A 13123-nucleotide genomic window follows, 5' to 3' on the forward strand; every position below is an offset into this window, starting at 1 on the left:
GGCCGCAATATGGGCGGAGTCGCCGCGATGGGAAAGGGTCCGCTCAGAACGGCAGGGCCGCGAGCCAGCTCGCCGGCACGAAGGCCTCGAACGCCGCGCCGAGGCCGAGCGCCAGGCCCGCGATCAGGCCGATCGCGATCAGGCCCACCGTCACGCCCGCGCCGACGAAGGCGCCGTCGCGCTCGATCATGCCGAAGCCCATCAGCACGATGGCGATCGCCGGCGGCGTGTTGCCGACGATCGGGATCGGCAGCGCCATGATGGCGGCCAGCACGAGAATCAGCACCCCGAGCGGACGGCGGGCGCGCAGGCGGGTGAAGGAGACGGCGCGCGGGCGCGACCAGCGCTCGATGCGCCGCAGCTTCGGCACCGTCCAGGCGACGACCCGCCTCATGAAGGCCGTCTGGATGGTCCGGCGCCGGAGCCTGTGCGGCAGGCGCAGCGTGCGCCGTAGGAGCACGAACTGGACCGCGACGGACGCGATCAGCAGGCCCGCGACGGTGGAGAAGCCCGGCGGCGTCGGGATCAGCATCGGCGCCGCGAACAGGATCAGCAGGATCCCGAATGCCCGCGCCCGCAGCCGCGCGACGATCTCGCCGAGCGTGATCGTCTCGTCCATCTCGTGCGCGACGAGCCGCTCGAGGATCTCCGAGGTGCGCTGCACGGGACCGGCCGGGGGTGCGAGTTCGGGCCCCCTCACATAGGGGGGCACCCGCCCGCGCGCCAGCGGCTCAGTGCAGCGTGACGATGCCGTCCACCGCCTTGAACTCCGCCGGGCGGATCAGCCCCTGGTGCGCCACCGTGACCGAGTGGAGCGGGCCGTCCAGCTCGCGGCGCCAGAAGGCGAGGAAGTCGTTGAGCTCCGGAAAGGTCGGAGCGCGGTCCCAGTCCTGCCAGACGTAGGTCTGGAGGATGCCGGGGTGGTCCGGCAGCCGGTAGAGAATCCGGGCGGTGGTCAGGCCGTAGCCTTCGAGCTGCTTCGCGAACGCGGTCGACGCCATGCCGGGGGCCTCCATGCGTGTGACGACGATCGCCGGCCCCGCACAGGTGGCACTCCCGACGCGGACGCCGGCTCGTTCATGATGCCACAGCGGGAAGCGGGCGCAAGCCCGAGAAAGGAGATTCATGCATGATATCAAGGTGTTGGCAGCATGTCGGTCGGGCTGCTGCCACGCTCGGGCCGTAGGCTGCTGGCAGTCGGCCGCAGCGAGTGCCAAAATTTTCGTCGCCCCCTCTTGAAGCGCGGCCATGGCCGGATTACCTCCGCGCTCGGGCGGGTGCGGCGCGTCATCCGCGCGCACCCGCCGCGTGAGGATCATGACGATCTCGCATCATTCGGAGACTGAGAAGCCATGAAGTTCCGTCCCCTGCACGACCGGGTGGTCGTTCGCCGCATCGAGGCCGATACCAAGACGGCCGGCGGCATCATCATCCCCGACACCGCCAAGGAGAAGCCCCAGCAGGGCGAGGTGGTGGCGGTCGGCCCGGGCGCCCGCGACGAGAAGGGCGAGGTGGTCGCGCTCGAGGTGAAGGCCGGCGACCGCGTGCTCTTCGGCAAGTGGTCGGGCACCGAGGTGCGCATCGACGGCGAGGACCTCCTGATCATGAAGGAGTCCGACATCATGGGCGTGCTCGACGCCGCCGAGGCGGCGAAGAAGGCCGCCTGATCCCCCCGAACATCAACGTCATGTCTCTTTCGGAGTGACGACAATGGCTGCCAAGGACGTCAAGTTTTCCGCCGACGCGCGCGAGAAGATGCTGCGCGGCGTCGACATCCTCGCCGATGCGGTGAAGGTCACGCTCGGCCCGAAGGGCCGCAACGTCGTGATCGAGAAGTCGTTCGGCGCGCCCCGAATCACCAAGGACGGCATCACCGTCGCCAAGGAGATCGAGCTTTCCGACAAGTTCGAGAACATGGGCGCCCAGATGGTGCGCGAAGTCGCGTCGAAGACGAACGACCTCGCCGGCGACGGCACGACGACGGCGACCGTGCTCGCCCAGGCCATCGTGAAGGAGGGCGCCAAGGCGGTGGCCGCCGGCATGAACCCGATGGACCTCAAGCGCGGCATCGACATGGCCGTCGAGGCGATCGTGGCGGACCTGAAGAAGAACGCCCGCAAGATCGCCAACAACGACGAAATCGCCCAGGTCGGCACGATCTCGGCAAACGGCGACGCCGAGATCGGTCGCTTCCTCGCCGAGGCCATGGCGAAGGTCGGCAACGAGGGCGTCATCACGGTGGAGGAGGCCAAGAGCCTCGAGACCGAGCTCGACATCGTCGAGGGCATGCAGTTCGACCGCGGCTATCTCTCGCCCTACTTCGTGACCAACGCCGAGAAGATGCGCGTCGAGCTCGAGGACGCCTACGTCCTCATCCACGAGAAGAAGCTCTCGAACCTCCAGGAACTGCTGCCCGTGCTCGAGGCGGTGGTGCAGTCGGGCAAGCCGCTCGTCATCATCGCCGAGGACGTCGAGGGCGAGGCGCTCGCCACGCTCGTCGTCAACAAGCTGCGCGGCGGCCTCAAGATCGCGGCGGTGAAGGCGCCCGGCTTCGGCGATCGCCGCAAGGCCATGCTGCAGGACATCGCGATCCTCACCGGCGGCACGGCGATCAGCGAGGACCTGGGCATCAAGCTCGACAAGGTCACGCTGAACATGCTCGGCCGCGCCAAGAAGGTCGTGATCGAGAAGGAGAACACCACGATCGTCGACGGCGCCGGCTCCAAGGCCGAGATCGAGGCGCGCGTCGCCCAGATCAAGGCGCAGATCGAGGAGACCACCTCCGACTACGATCGCGAGAAGCTCCAGGAGCGCCTCGCCAAGCTCGCGGGCGGCGTGGCGGTGATCCGCGTGGGCGGCGCCACCGAGGTCGAGGTGAAGGAGCGCAAGGATCGCGTCGACGACGCGATGCACGCCACCAAGGCCGCGGTCGAGGAGGGCATCCTGCCGGGCGGCGGCGTGGCGCTGCTGCGCGCGGTCGAGGCGCTGGCCGGCCTCGCGCCCGCCAACGACGACCAGAAGACCGGCATCGAGATCGTGCGCCGCGCGATCCAGGCGCCGGCGCGCCAGATCGCGCTCAACGCGGGCGAGGACGGCTCGGTGATCGTCGGCAAGGTGCTCGAGAACGGCGACTACGGCTTCGGCTTCAACGCGCAGACGAGCCAGTACGGCGACATGTTCTCCTTCGGCGTGATCGACCCGGCGAAGGTCGTGCGCACGGCGCTGCAGGACGCCGCCTCCGTGGCGGGCCTCCTCGTCACCACCGAGGCGATGATCGCCGAGAAGCCCAAGAAGGCCGCCCCGGCTCCCGCCGGCGCGCCGGACATGGACTTCTGAGGTCGACGACGCATCGATGGTGCGTGGAATCGAGAAGGGGCCGTCCGCGGGAGCGAACGGCCGCTTCTTCCATGTTCCGTCGGCGGATCGGTCGTCAGGCGGCGTTGCCGCCGCCACTGCGGCGGGCCATGAACTGGTCGAACTCGGCGCGGTCCTTGGCCTGGCGCAGCTCCTCGAGGAACGACATGAACGCGTCGCGTTCCTCCTCGAGGCGCTTGAGGGTCTCGGCGCGATAGCTGTCGAAGGCGGCGTTGCCCGTCGCACCCGACACGGCGTGCCGGTTCTTCCGGCCCCAGGCCTTGCATGCCATCCGCTTGCTCCCGATCATGTAGAGAAGAAGGCCCAAGCCGATGGGCCAGAAGACGATGAACCCCGCCACGATGGCGGCGATCCAGGCGCCTTTTCCGCGTTCGTCGAGCCAGTCGCGACAGCGGACGATCCAGTCCGTCGCCGCGCTCATGCTCATGGTCGTGGTCTGCATGGCGATCCTCTTGATGTGAATGTTATTCACATTCACATAGATGGGCCACCAGTCCCGAACTGTCAAGCCGATGGTGGCGATTTCTCCGAGCCTCCCGTTCGCGCGTTCAGGGGATGAGACCGAGGCCGCGCAGGTAGATGGCGGTGCCGCTCTCCAGCATCTCCTCGGCGGAGTAGGGCGCGCGTGCGCCCGGGCGGCCGCGTCCGAACAGTTCGACGACGCCGTGGCTGAAGGCCCAGATGTGGTTCGCGACCATGCCCGCCGGCGGGCGCTTAGCCGCGGGCAGATGCGCGGAGAGCCGCTCGGCCGACAGCCGCAGGACCGCCATCGCCCGGTCCGCCATTCGGTTCAGCTGCGCGTTGGCGGAGATCGCCACGCCCGATTCGAACATGGCGATGTAGTAGCCCGGGTTCGAGCGGGCGAAGTCGAGATAGGCGTTCCCCGCCGCCGTGAAGGCTTTGAGCGGCGCGTTCTCGCCGCCCTCGGTGGCGCTCTCCAACCGCTCCGCGAAGAGCGTGAAGCCCTGGAGCGCCACCGCCTCGATCAGCTCCTCGCGCCCGGCGAAATGCCGGTAGGGCGCCGCGGGGCTCACCCCCGCCGCGCGCGCCGCCTCCGCCATGGTGAAGCCGAGCGGACCCTTCTCCTCGATCAGCACCCGCGCGGCCTCGACCAGCGCCTCGCGCAGGTTGCCGTGGTGGTAGGTCTTGCGCCGCACCGCCTCGGGCGGCTCGCTCGGATCGGTGTCCATCGCATCGAGGTAGAGCCTGCCGGTCTCCCCGGCAAGCACGGCCTCCGGCACCCCGCCGTGCTGCGGCGCGAGAGCCTCTCGACCGGCCGTCATCGGCGTGATACGGACCCACGCCAACTCAGGGCCGCGGGCGCGTGACGCGCCGCGCTGCCGTTCCCGCCGCGAGGGAGTTGGATCCATGGCCCGATTGATCGAAGACCGACTGACCGAGGGCCTGACCTTCGACGACGTCCTGCTGCGCCCCGCCCATTCCGAGGTGCTGCCCTCGCAGGTGGACGTGCGCACCCGGCTCACCAGCCGGATCCGCCTCAACCTGCCGATCGTCGCCTCGGCGATGGACACGGTCACCGAGGGCCGGATGGCGATCGCCATGGCCCAGATGGGCGGTATCGGCGTCATCCACCGTAACCTCGAGCCCGACGAGCAGGCCAAGCAGGTGCGCCTCGTCAAGAAGTACGAGTCGGGCATGGTGATGGACCCGATCACCATCCACCCCGACGAGACGCTGGCCGACGCGCTCGAGCTGATGAAGCGCAACCACATCTCCGGCATTCCGGTGGTGGAGCGCGGGCCCTCCGGCCGCAAGGGCAAGCTCGTCGGCATCCTCACGAACCGGGACGTGCGATTCGCCGACCGCATGGACCAGCCGGTCTCCGAGCTGATGACCAAGGACCGGCTGATCACGGTCCGCGAGGACGTCTCCCAGGACGAGGCGCGTCGCCTGCTGCACCAGTTCCGCATCGAGAAGCTGCTCGTCGTCGACGACCATTACCGCTGCACCGGGCTGATCACGGTCAAGGACATCGAGAAGCAGGTCGCCTTCCCCGACGCCGCCAAGGACGCGCAGGGGCGGCTCCTCTGCGCGGCGGCGACGACCACGGGCGACGCCGGGTTCGAGCGCTCCGAGCGCCTGGTCGAGGCGGGCTGCGACGTCATCGTGGTCGACACCGCCCACGGTCACTCGGCGGGCGTGCTCGCCTCCGTGTCGCGGGTGAAGACGCTCTCCAACCACGTACAGGTCGTCGCCGGCAACGTGGCGACCTACGACGGCGCGCGCGCGCTGATCGACGCGGGCGCGGACGCGGTGAAGGTCGGCATCGGGCCGGGTTCGATCTGCACGACCCGCATCGTCGCGGGCGTCGGCGTGCCCCAGCTCACCGCGGTGATGGACGCGGTGCGCGCCGCCGAGAGCACGGGCACGCCGGTGATCGCCGACGGCGGCATCAAGTTCTCCGGGGACGTCGCCAAGGCGCTGGCGGCGGGCGCGTCGACGGTGATGGTCGGCTCGCTGCTGGCGGGTACCGAGGAGGCGCCGGGCGAGGTGTTCCTCTACCAGGGCCGCTCCTACAAGGCCTATCGCGGCATGGGCTCGGTCGGCGCCATGGCGCGGGGCTCGGCGGACCGCTACTTCCAGCAGGACATCAAGGACCAGATGAAGCTCGTGCCGGAAGGCGTCGAGGGGCAGGTGCCCTACAAGGGGCCGGTCTACGCCGTCGTGCACCAGCTCGCCGGCGGCCTGCGCGCGGCCATGGGCTACACGGGTGCGCGCACGCTGGACGACTTCGCCGCGCGCGCCGAGTTCGTGCGCATCACCAACGCCGGCCTTCGCGAGAGCCACGTTCACGACGTGTCCATCACCCGCGAGAGCCCGAACTATCCCTCGCGCACATGAGCGAGGGCGCCGTCTCGGCGGGGGTGCTCCTCGTCCCGGTTCTCGTCCTCGTCGCCATGACCTTCGCCCTGCTCCTGTGGAGCGGCCGGATGCGGTTTTCCGCCGTCGGGCGCGGCGAGGTGAAGATGCGCGACATCGCCCTGCGCGAGCCGAACTGGCCCGAGCGCATCACGCAGATCGGCAATTGCTACCAGAACCAGCTGGAGCTGCCGGTGCTGTTCTACGTCCTCGTCGCGTTCGTGCTGGTCACGGGGGAGGGGACCCGCGTCGACCTGGTGTTCGCCTGGGCCTTCGTCGCGGCGCGGATCGCCCACGCGGCGGTGTTCGTGACCTCGAACGACGTGAGGAAGCGCGGGCCGATCTTCGTCGTGGGGCTGGGGGTGCTGGCGCTCCACTGGGCGTGGTTCGCGGCGGGCCTGTACGCATTCTGATTGGCGCGGCGCTTGCGATCGGAGGCGGCGTCGCTCACGGTCGTCGGACCCGGGAGGATCGGGAAACGGCTCGAAACAAAGGCCGGGGCTCATCGGCGAGAGGTGCGCATCGCGCCGGGCGCCACCGTCGAAGGTTTCCGCCATGCGCTACGCGCTCGTGTTTCTCGTCCTCGCCCTCGGCGCTTGCGCCGCGCAGGAGGGCCCCGCCGTGAGCCATGTCTGCGTCACGGCGCCTTCGGGCCTGGTGGAATGTTCGGAGCGTCCCTGAGCCTCCGCAGCCTGCGCCCGTGGCCGAACAGCGCGAGACCGATCGCGCCCACCACGACCACGAAGGCCAGCATTTCTCCATGGAACCGGGGCAGTACACGGTTGCAGCCCATCGTGTTGAAGGCGCAGCCGTAGAGATCCAGCATCCACGCCCCGCCGATGCCGAGCACGATCACCGCGACACCGGCCAGTTGAAAAGCCACGCTCTTCATGGGCTACCGTCTCTCGAAGGCGAGATGGCCGACGCCGAGGTCCAGCTCGATCCGCCCGGGCTGGCCGTCGTCCCAGCTTTCGACGAGGACGTCGACGCCGGGCGAGGTCAGGCGCAGGCCCTGCGGATCGTCGGGCAGGGACCACGTCTGGTCGCTGTCGCGGAAGGGGAGGGGCTGGTCGAACAGGCCCGCGCCGCCCGGCAGAAACACCGCGATGCCCCGACGGGGCCCGGTGCCCGCGATGAAATCGAGCTCCACCCAGTGCAGCGCGGGGCGACCCAGGATGTCCAGTTCGAAACCGATCTCCAGCAGGAGCGCGTCATGCCGGCGGAACAGGCTGTCGAGCCGGACGCGGCGGGGGCTGCGCGTGACGGGGGCGGTCAGGGCGAAGCGGCCGTCGGCGCCGGTGACCAGCACGCGCCCGGCCGCGGGGGCGCGGGGGGTGGGGTCACTGCCCAGGACGACACGCAGGCTGCGCCCCGCCAGCGGCTGGCCGGCGCCGTCGTGCAGGAGACCGGTGAGATGCAGGGTCTCCTCGGCGGTGCCCGTGCCGGGAAGCACGAGGACGAGCAACGCCACGGCGGCGAGGCGGCGCAGCAGGGCCATGAGAGCTTCGGCGTTCGGCATCGCGGGCCCCCAACCGTCGGGAACCCGAGCGTGGCAGCGCGCCCGTTGGAAAGCAAGCGTCGCGCGTGAGGAGAGGGACGCGACCGGAACGGCATCGCCTGCGACCCGGAGTGGAGCGAAGGCCGGGATACGACAGAACGCCGGCGGCCTATTCGCAGGTGCGTGTCCAGACGCTGGCGCCGTGGTCCCAGCACAGGCCGGCGGCTTCCTTGAGTTCGTAGATCACGTCCAGCGACTGGCTGGGTGTTCCGGGGTCGCAGGTCAACCGCGCCACCGGCACGTCGCCTCGCAGGACATCGACGCCGCCCGTGCGGCCCTCGGTCGCCTCGGGGTCGCGCTCGACGCTCGTCCAGACCTCGTACACGTAGCCCTCGTTCGGAAAAGCGACGGTCTCCCACATGCTCCGGCCGACCCCGGGCCAGGGGGTGAAGTCCACGGTGGTCAGCGGCTGCGACAGCACGAGTTCGGGCTTTCCCGGCGGGCCGAAGCCGTAGACGAGCGCTCCGTCGGAGTGGCAGAGGCGCAGCGTCCTGCCCTCGATGCTGCAGGAAAAGACCTCCTCCCCGCCCGGACAGGCGGCTGCGGCGGGCAGAGGGAGCAGAGCGAGAACGAGGACGAGCGGGCGCATCGGGCTCTCCTGTCGCGAGCCCACTCTCCCGAGAGGCCCGCGTCCTACCTGGCGTGTCGCCGCGCGAGCCGCGCGGGCGCGTGCCGTTCCGGCGATCGGCGGCGCCTCGGGGAGAACTCCGCCTCACCGCGGCCGACGCCACGCGCGTCAGGGCGCCAGAACCTCCAGCGGGTCGTTCGGGCCCCCACCGATGCCGCGATCCGCTCCGAAGCAGATGCAGCTGCCGTCGGCCAGGTCGTCGCAGCCCGTCCCACCCATGAAGCCGCACAGACGGCAGCAATCCGTGGTCGGCGGCGGAGGCGGGGGAACCGGGGGCTTCGGCTTCTTCTTCTTGCGCGCGGCGCGGACGTAGTCCTCGTTCTTGGAGAGGGCGAACAGGACCTCGCCGGTCTTCTCCGACACGACGAACACGGTCTGGAACGGTGACGCGTCAACGGCCTTCAACCCCTCCGCGATCGTCCGCGACGACGCGATGCCGAGCACGGAGAACGCCTTCGACCGCTTGCGGCCGCGGTCGGACAGGCCGATCTTCAGCTCGCGGAACTCGTCGCAGACGATGTGGTGGTACTGATGAGCCTTGTGCTTCTCCAGTGCCTTCATCTCGGCGTCGGTCATGATGGAGCCCCCCTCGAACGTCGTCGCCGGTTCGGCACCCCCGCAGGAGGATCCCGGGGCCGTACTGTCCGCCGGCTGCAGGCGACAATCAAGTATTTTGTCTCTGAAGCCGGCGCGCGCACGTCTCGGGTGTGCCCGATCGGCCGTGTCCCGTCCGTGCGCAGTGCGGTCCGCGCCGGCTCGAAACGCGCAGACGGCCTGAGAGACGACCCGGGAGACGAGCGCGCCGAGACCGATCGACGACGTTCGACGTGGCGGCCGGCGGTCGCCCAGAGCCTCACCGCCCCGTCTCCACCACGTTCCCCAGATGGTCGAGCCGCCCCAGCGGTCCCGGCCGCCATTCGTGCACGGCGAGCAGTTCGAGGACGACCTCGCCGGCCGCGTCGAACTGCACGGGACCCAGCGCCGTGTCGACGGGTGCCTCGCGCAGGCGTGCGGCGATCGCTTCGCCGTCCGACGGGCCGACGGCGTTCGCCGCGGCGGCGATCGCCTCGACGGCGGCGTAGGCGCGCAGCGCCATCGGGTGGAGCGTCTCGATCACGTCCTCCTGCGCCAGGATCGGCACGACGCTCGCCGGCGCGGCCGTGGGACCGGACGCCTCCGCCTCCCCCGCGGCTCCCGCGGCGGTCGCCTCTGCGAGGATCGCTCCCGCGATCGTCGTCGCGGCCGGGTTGTCCGCGGTGTCGGCGGAGGCGGTCATCAGCGTGCCCCCGGCGATCGCCGGGTCGAGTTCGGCGAAGACGGGGGCGACGATGGCGTCGGTCGCCACCAGCACCGCCCGCGAGCCCGCCGCACGCAGGTCACGCAGCAGGATCGCGGCCTCCGGCGCGAGGCCGCCGAAATAGACGAAGCCCGGCTCGGCCGCGGCGACGCGCCCGGCGAGGCCGCGATAGTTCGGCTCGGCGGCGTCGAGCCCCTCGTAGAAGACGTCGACGATCCCGGCCGCGTCGAGCGCGGCGCGGGCGATGTCCGCGACGCCCTTCCCGAAGCCGGACTTGTCGTGCACGATCGCGACGCGCGCATTCGGGTCGCGCGCGGCGATGTGGCGGGCGGCGAGCCGCCCTTGCGCCGAATCGGAGGGCGCGAGGCGCAGCACGTTCCAGGCCGCGCCGTCTGTGAGCCGGGGCTCGCCGACGGCGGGCGTGATCATCGGCACGCCGGCCTGCGCGTAGATCGGCGCGGCCTCCAGCGAGGGGCCGGCGGTGACGTGGCCGATCACGGCGACGAGGTCGGGCACCTCGGCGACGAGCGCGCCCGCCACGGTGCGGGCGCGGGCGGGATCGCCGACGTCGTCGCGTACCAGGATCTCCACGGGCTCGCCGCGAATCCCGCCGCGGGCGTTGATCGCCTCCGCGGCGCGGCCGGCGCCCGTCGCGAGCATCGCGCCGAAGGCGGCGAGCGGGCCGGTCTGGGGGCCGACGACCGCGATCGGCGCCTGCGCGAGCGCCGCCGCGGGCGCGACGAGCGCCGCGAGCAGGGAGGCGGCGAGGGCGGCGAGGGCCGGCTGCTGGAGCGTCATCGCGATTGGTTCCCTTCCGCTGGGCATTTCCTCGTCGAGAATGCCGTCTCATTGACCGAGATCAAGGCCCGATGGGGCCCGTTCCAGGAATGGTGCCGCCAAGGCCCGGACCAGATCGTCCGGGCGCGTATCAGTCACGGCAGCATCTCGAGGGGATTTCCATGGCCTCCATCGGCGCATCGCCGGTCGCTCCGGGCAAGAGGATGACGCTCGGCGAAGGGGGGAGCGCGCTCGCGTTCGCGGCGCTCGCGCTCCTCTCCATCGTCGTCGCCGCCAAAGCCTGGGAAGCGGCCTACGCCTTCCACGCCTACCTGTTCGCGGCGGGCTCCGTCGCGGCGGTGTTCGCGATCATGAACCGCTACAACGATCGCCCCGCGACGCTGCCGCCGCAGGAGATCGACGGCAAGCCCAACTACAACATGGGTCCCGTCAAGTTCGCCACCGTGGCGGCGATGGTCTGGGGCATCGCCGGATTCACGGTCGGCGTGCTGATCGCCTTCCAGCTGGCGTACCCGGCGCTGAACTTCGACGTCGCCTGGCTGAACTTCGGCCGCATGCGCCCGCTCCACACCTCGGCCGTGATCTTCGCCTTCGGCGGAAACGTGCTGCTGGCGACCTCGCTCTACGTCGTGCAGCGCACGAGCCGCGCGCGGCTCGCCGGCGACATCACGCCGTGGTTCGTCGTTGTGGGCTACAACTTCTTCATCCTGATCGCCGGCACGGGCTACCTCCTCGGCATCACCCAGTCGAAGGAATACGCCGAGCCCGAGTGGTACGCCGACCTGTTCCTCACGGTCGTGTGGGTCGCCTACCTGCTGATGTTCATGCTCACGCTGCGCAAGCGCAAGGAGCCGCACATCTACGTGGCGAACTGGTTCTACCTCGCCTTCATCGTCACGATCGCCATCCTGCATCTGGGCAACAACGCCGTGATCCCGGTGTCGCTGTTCTCGGCGAAGTCCTACCAGGTCTGGTCGGGCGTGCAGGACGCGATGGTGCAATGGTGGTACGGCCACAACGCGGTCGGCTTCTTCCTCACCGCGGGCTTCCTGGCGATCATGTACTACTTCGTGCCCAAGCGGGCCGAGCGGCCGGTGTATTCCTACCGGCTGTCGATCATCCACTTCTGGGCGCTGATCTTCCTCTACATCTGGGCCGGCCCGCACCATCTCCACTACACGGCGCTTCCGGACTGGACGCAGACGCTCGGCATGGTGTTCTCGATCATGCTGTGGATGCCCTCCTGGGGTGGCATGATCAACGGCCTGATGACGCTCTCGGGCGCCTGGGACAAGCTGCGGACCGACCCGGTGCTGCGCCTGATGGTCGTCTCCATCGCCTTCTACGGCATGTCGACCTTCGAAGGCCCGATGATGTCGATCAAGGTCGTGAACTCGCTCTCGCACTACACCGACTGGACGGTGGGCCACGTGCACTCGGGCGCGCTCGGCTGGGTGGCCTACATCTCCTTCGGCGCGATCTACTGCCTCGTGCCCTGGCTGTGGAACCGCGAGCGGCTCTACTCGCTGAAGCTGGTCAACTGGCACTTCTGGATCTCGACGCTGGGCATCGTGCTGTACATCTCCTCCATGTGGGTCGCCGGCATCATGCAGGGCCTGATGTGGCGGGCGTACACCGCGCTGGGCTTCCTCGAGTACTCGTTCATCGAGACCTCCGAGGCGATGCACCCCTACTACGTCATCCGCGGCCTGGGCGGGGTCCTGTTCCTCGCGGGCGCACTCATCATGGTCTACAACCTGGTCATGACCGTTCGCGCGGTGAAGCCGGTCGTCGAGGCCGAGCCGAAGTCGCCGCTCGTCGCGGCCGAGTAAGGGGAGGGGCGGAACATGTCTCTCTGGAACAAGCACGCAGTCTTCGAGAAGAATTCGGTCGTCCTGGTGGCCGGCATCATCGGCGTCGTCGCGATCGGCGGCATCGTCGAGATCGCGCCGCTCTTCTATCTCAAGAACACGATCGAGGAGGTGGAGGGCATGCGGCCCTACAGCCCCCTCGAGCTCGCCGGACGCAACATCTACATCCGCGAGGGCTGCTACAACTGCCACAGCCAGATGGTGCGTCCGCTGCGCGACGAAGTCGAGCGCTACGGCCACTACTCGCTCGCTGCCGAGTCGATGTACGACAAGCCCTTCCAATGGGGCTCGAAGCGCACGGGGCCCGACCTCGCGCGCGTCGGCGGCAAGTACTCGGACGCCTGGCACGTGGCGCACCTCGTCGACCCGCGCTCGGTCGTGCCGGCCTCGATCATGCCGGGCTATCCCTTCCTGTTCGAGACGCCGCTCGCGTTCGAGACGATCGGCACCGACCTCGCCGTTCAAGCGGCGATGGGCGTGCCCTACACGCGAGAGATGATCGAGAACGCCCGCACGGACGTGATCATCCAGGCCACCATGGACGATCCCGACCAGGCGGGCCTGCTCGAGCGATACCCGAAGGCGCAGGCGCGCTCGTTCTCGGGCCGCTCCGACGGGGTCATCACCGAGGGCGACGCGCTCGTCGCCTACCTGCAGACGCTGGGCACGCTGGTCGACTTCTCGACCTACGACGGCCAGGCGAACGTGCGCTGAGG

Annotated in this window: 15 protein-coding genes; 6 read left to right on the forward strand and 9 right to left on the reverse strand. The window is 69.7% G+C overall.

Features of this window, described 5'->3' with window-relative positions; all coding sequences use genetic code 11:
• Positions 1-43: 43 nt before the first annotated feature.
• A complete protein-coding gene (locus AB9M23_RS02950) occupies positions 44-664 on the reverse strand; it encodes an exopolysaccharide biosynthesis protein (protein WP_372422321.1) in 621 nt (206 codons plus the stop codon).
• 67 nt (positions 665-731) lie between these two features.
• A complete protein-coding gene (locus tag AB9M23_RS02955; protein WP_372422322.1) occupies positions 732-1001 on the reverse strand; it encodes an usg protein in 270 nt (89 codons plus the stop codon).
• A 351-nt stretch (positions 1002-1352) separates the two neighbouring features.
• Here AB9M23_RS02955 and groES point away from each other — a divergent pair, with 351 nt between their 5' ends.
• Both groES and groL read left to right on the forward strand, forming a co-directional pair.
• Positions 1353-1667 (forward strand): co-chaperone GroES, encoded by a 315-nt coding sequence (gene groES, locus AB9M23_RS02960; RefSeq protein WP_372422324.1) that lies wholly within the window; start codon positions 1353-1355, stop codon positions 1665-1667.
• Between the two features lie 43 nt (positions 1668-1710).
• On the forward strand, positions 1711-3336 hold the full coding sequence (groL, locus tag AB9M23_RS02965; RefSeq protein WP_372422326.1) for a chaperonin GroEL: 1626 nt from the start codon (positions 1711-1713) through the stop codon (positions 3334-3336).
• A gap of 94 nt (positions 3337-3430) precedes the next feature.
• Here the strand turns inward: groL and AB9M23_RS02970 are convergent, their stop codons facing one another.
• The gene (locus tag AB9M23_RS02970) at positions 3431-3817 is read right to left on the reverse strand and encodes a DUF2852 domain-containing protein (RefSeq protein WP_372422328.1); all 387 of its coding nucleotides are present in this window, start codon (positions 3815-3817) and stop codon (positions 3431-3433) included.
• Between the two features lie 106 nt (positions 3818-3923).
• Complete coding sequence (locus AB9M23_RS02975; protein ID WP_372422329.1) at positions 3924-4658, reverse strand: TetR/AcrR family transcriptional regulator; 735 nt, start codon at positions 4656-4658, stop codon at positions 3924-3926.
• An 85-nt stretch (positions 4659-4743) separates the two neighbouring features.
• On the opposite strand from AB9M23_RS02975, the gene guaB reads away from it, so the two are divergent.
• Entirely contained in the window at positions 4744-6237 is a 1494-nt protein-coding gene (guaB, locus tag AB9M23_RS02980; protein ID WP_372422331.1) for an IMP dehydrogenase, read from the forward strand.
• Positions 6234-6668 (forward strand): MAPEG family protein, encoded by a 435-nt coding sequence (locus tag AB9M23_RS02985; RefSeq protein WP_372422332.1) that lies wholly within the window; start codon positions 6234-6236, stop codon positions 6666-6668. The genes guaB and AB9M23_RS02985 overlap by 4 nt, the downstream gene beginning before the upstream one ends.
• Before the next feature lie 224 nt (positions 6669-6892).
• On the opposite strand, the gene AB9M23_RS02990 is transcribed toward AB9M23_RS02985, so the two are convergent.
• The 5 genes from AB9M23_RS02990 to AB9M23_RS03010 form a co-directional block, all read right to left on the reverse strand.
• Complete coding sequence (locus tag AB9M23_RS02990) at positions 6893-7147, reverse strand: hypothetical protein (RefSeq protein WP_372422334.1); 255 nt, start codon at positions 7145-7147, stop codon at positions 6893-6895.
• Positions 7148-7150: 3 nt separating this feature from the next.
• Positions 7151-7753, reverse strand: a complete 603-nt coding sequence (locus tag AB9M23_RS02995) for a hypothetical protein (protein ID WP_372422336.1) — start codon at positions 7751-7753, stop codon at positions 7151-7153.
• A gap of 169 nt (positions 7754-7922) precedes the next feature.
• On the reverse strand, positions 7923-8402 hold the full coding sequence (locus AB9M23_RS03000; protein WP_372422338.1) for a hypothetical protein: 480 nt from the start codon (positions 8400-8402) through the stop codon (positions 7923-7925).
• Positions 8403-8549: 147 nt separating this feature from the next.
• A complete protein-coding gene (locus AB9M23_RS03005; protein WP_372422340.1) occupies positions 8550-9017 on the reverse strand; it encodes a hypothetical protein in 468 nt (155 codons plus the stop codon).
• Between the two features lie 277 nt (positions 9018-9294).
• The gene (locus AB9M23_RS03010; RefSeq protein WP_372422342.1) at positions 9295-10536 is read right to left on the reverse strand and encodes a branched-chain amino acid ABC transporter substrate-binding protein; all 1242 of its coding nucleotides are present in this window, start codon (positions 10534-10536) and stop codon (positions 9295-9297) included.
• 203 nt (positions 10537-10739) lie between these two features.
• Between AB9M23_RS03010 and ccoN the strand changes: the two genes are divergently transcribed.
• On the forward strand, positions 10740-12368 hold the full coding sequence (gene ccoN, locus AB9M23_RS03015; RefSeq protein WP_372422622.1) for a cytochrome-c oxidase, cbb3-type subunit I: 1629 nt from the start codon (positions 10740-10742) through the stop codon (positions 12366-12368).
• Between the two features lie 15 nt (positions 12369-12383).
• On the forward strand, positions 12384-13121 hold the full coding sequence (gene ccoO / locus AB9M23_RS03020) for a cytochrome-c oxidase, cbb3-type subunit II (protein WP_372422344.1): 738 nt from the start codon (positions 12384-12386) through the stop codon (positions 13119-13121).
• The last annotated feature ends 2 nt before the right edge of the window (positions 13122-13123 follow it).

The organism is Salinarimonas chemoclinalis (genome assembly GCF_041514305.1).
Classification (GTDB): Bacteria; Pseudomonadota; Alphaproteobacteria; order Rhizobiales; family Beijerinckiaceae; genus Salinarimonas; species Salinarimonas chemoclinalis.

Coding starts and splice junctions, on each gene's coding strand:
- AB9M23_RS02955 (WP_372422322.1), bottom strand. CDS start 1,001: ATGGCGTCGACCGCGTTCGCGAAGCAGCTCGAAGGCTACGGCCTGACC.
- groES (WP_372422324.1), top strand. CDS start 1,353: ATGAAGTTCCGTCCCCTGCACGACCGGGTGGTCGTTCGCCGCATCGAG.
- groL (WP_372422326.1), top strand. CDS start 1,711: ATGGCTGCCAAGGACGTCAAGTTTTCCGCCGACGCGCGCGAGAAGATG.
- AB9M23_RS02970 (WP_372422328.1), bottom strand. CDS start 3,817: ATGCAGACCACGACCATGAGCATGAGCGCGGCGACGGACTGGATCGTC.
- AB9M23_RS02975 (WP_372422329.1), bottom strand. CDS start 4,658: ATGACGGCCGGTCGAGAGGCTCTCGCGCCGCAGCACGGCGGGGTGCCG.
- guaB (WP_372422331.1), top strand. CDS start 4,744: ATGGCCCGATTGATCGAAGACCGACTGACCGAGGGCCTGACCTTCGAC.
- AB9M23_RS02985 (WP_372422332.1), top strand. CDS start 6,234: ATGAGCGAGGGCGCCGTCTCGGCGGGGGTGCTCCTCGTCCCGGTTCTC.
- AB9M23_RS02990 (WP_372422334.1), bottom strand. CDS start 7,147: ATGAAGAGCGTGGCTTTTCAACTGGCCGGTGTCGCGGTGATCGTGCTC.
- AB9M23_RS02995 (WP_372422336.1), bottom strand. CDS start 7,753: ATGGCCCTGCTGCGCCGCCTCGCCGCCGTGGCGTTGCTCGTCCTCGTG.
- AB9M23_RS03000 (WP_372422338.1), bottom strand. CDS start 8,402: ATGCGCCCGCTCGTCCTCGTTCTCGCTCTGCTCCCTCTGCCCGCCGCA.
- AB9M23_RS03005 (WP_372422340.1), bottom strand. CDS start 9,017: ATGACCGACGCCGAGATGAAGGCACTGGAGAAGCACAAGGCTCATCAG.
- AB9M23_RS03010 (WP_372422342.1), bottom strand. CDS start 10,536: ATGACGCTCCAGCAGCCGGCCCTCGCCGCCCTCGCCGCCTCCCTGCTC.
- ccoN (WP_372422622.1), top strand. CDS start 10,740: ATGACGCTCGGCGAAGGGGGGAGCGCGCTCGCGTTCGCGGCGCTCGCG.
- ccoO (WP_372422344.1), top strand. CDS start 12,384: ATGTCTCTCTGGAACAAGCACGCAGTCTTCGAGAAGAATTCGGTCGTC.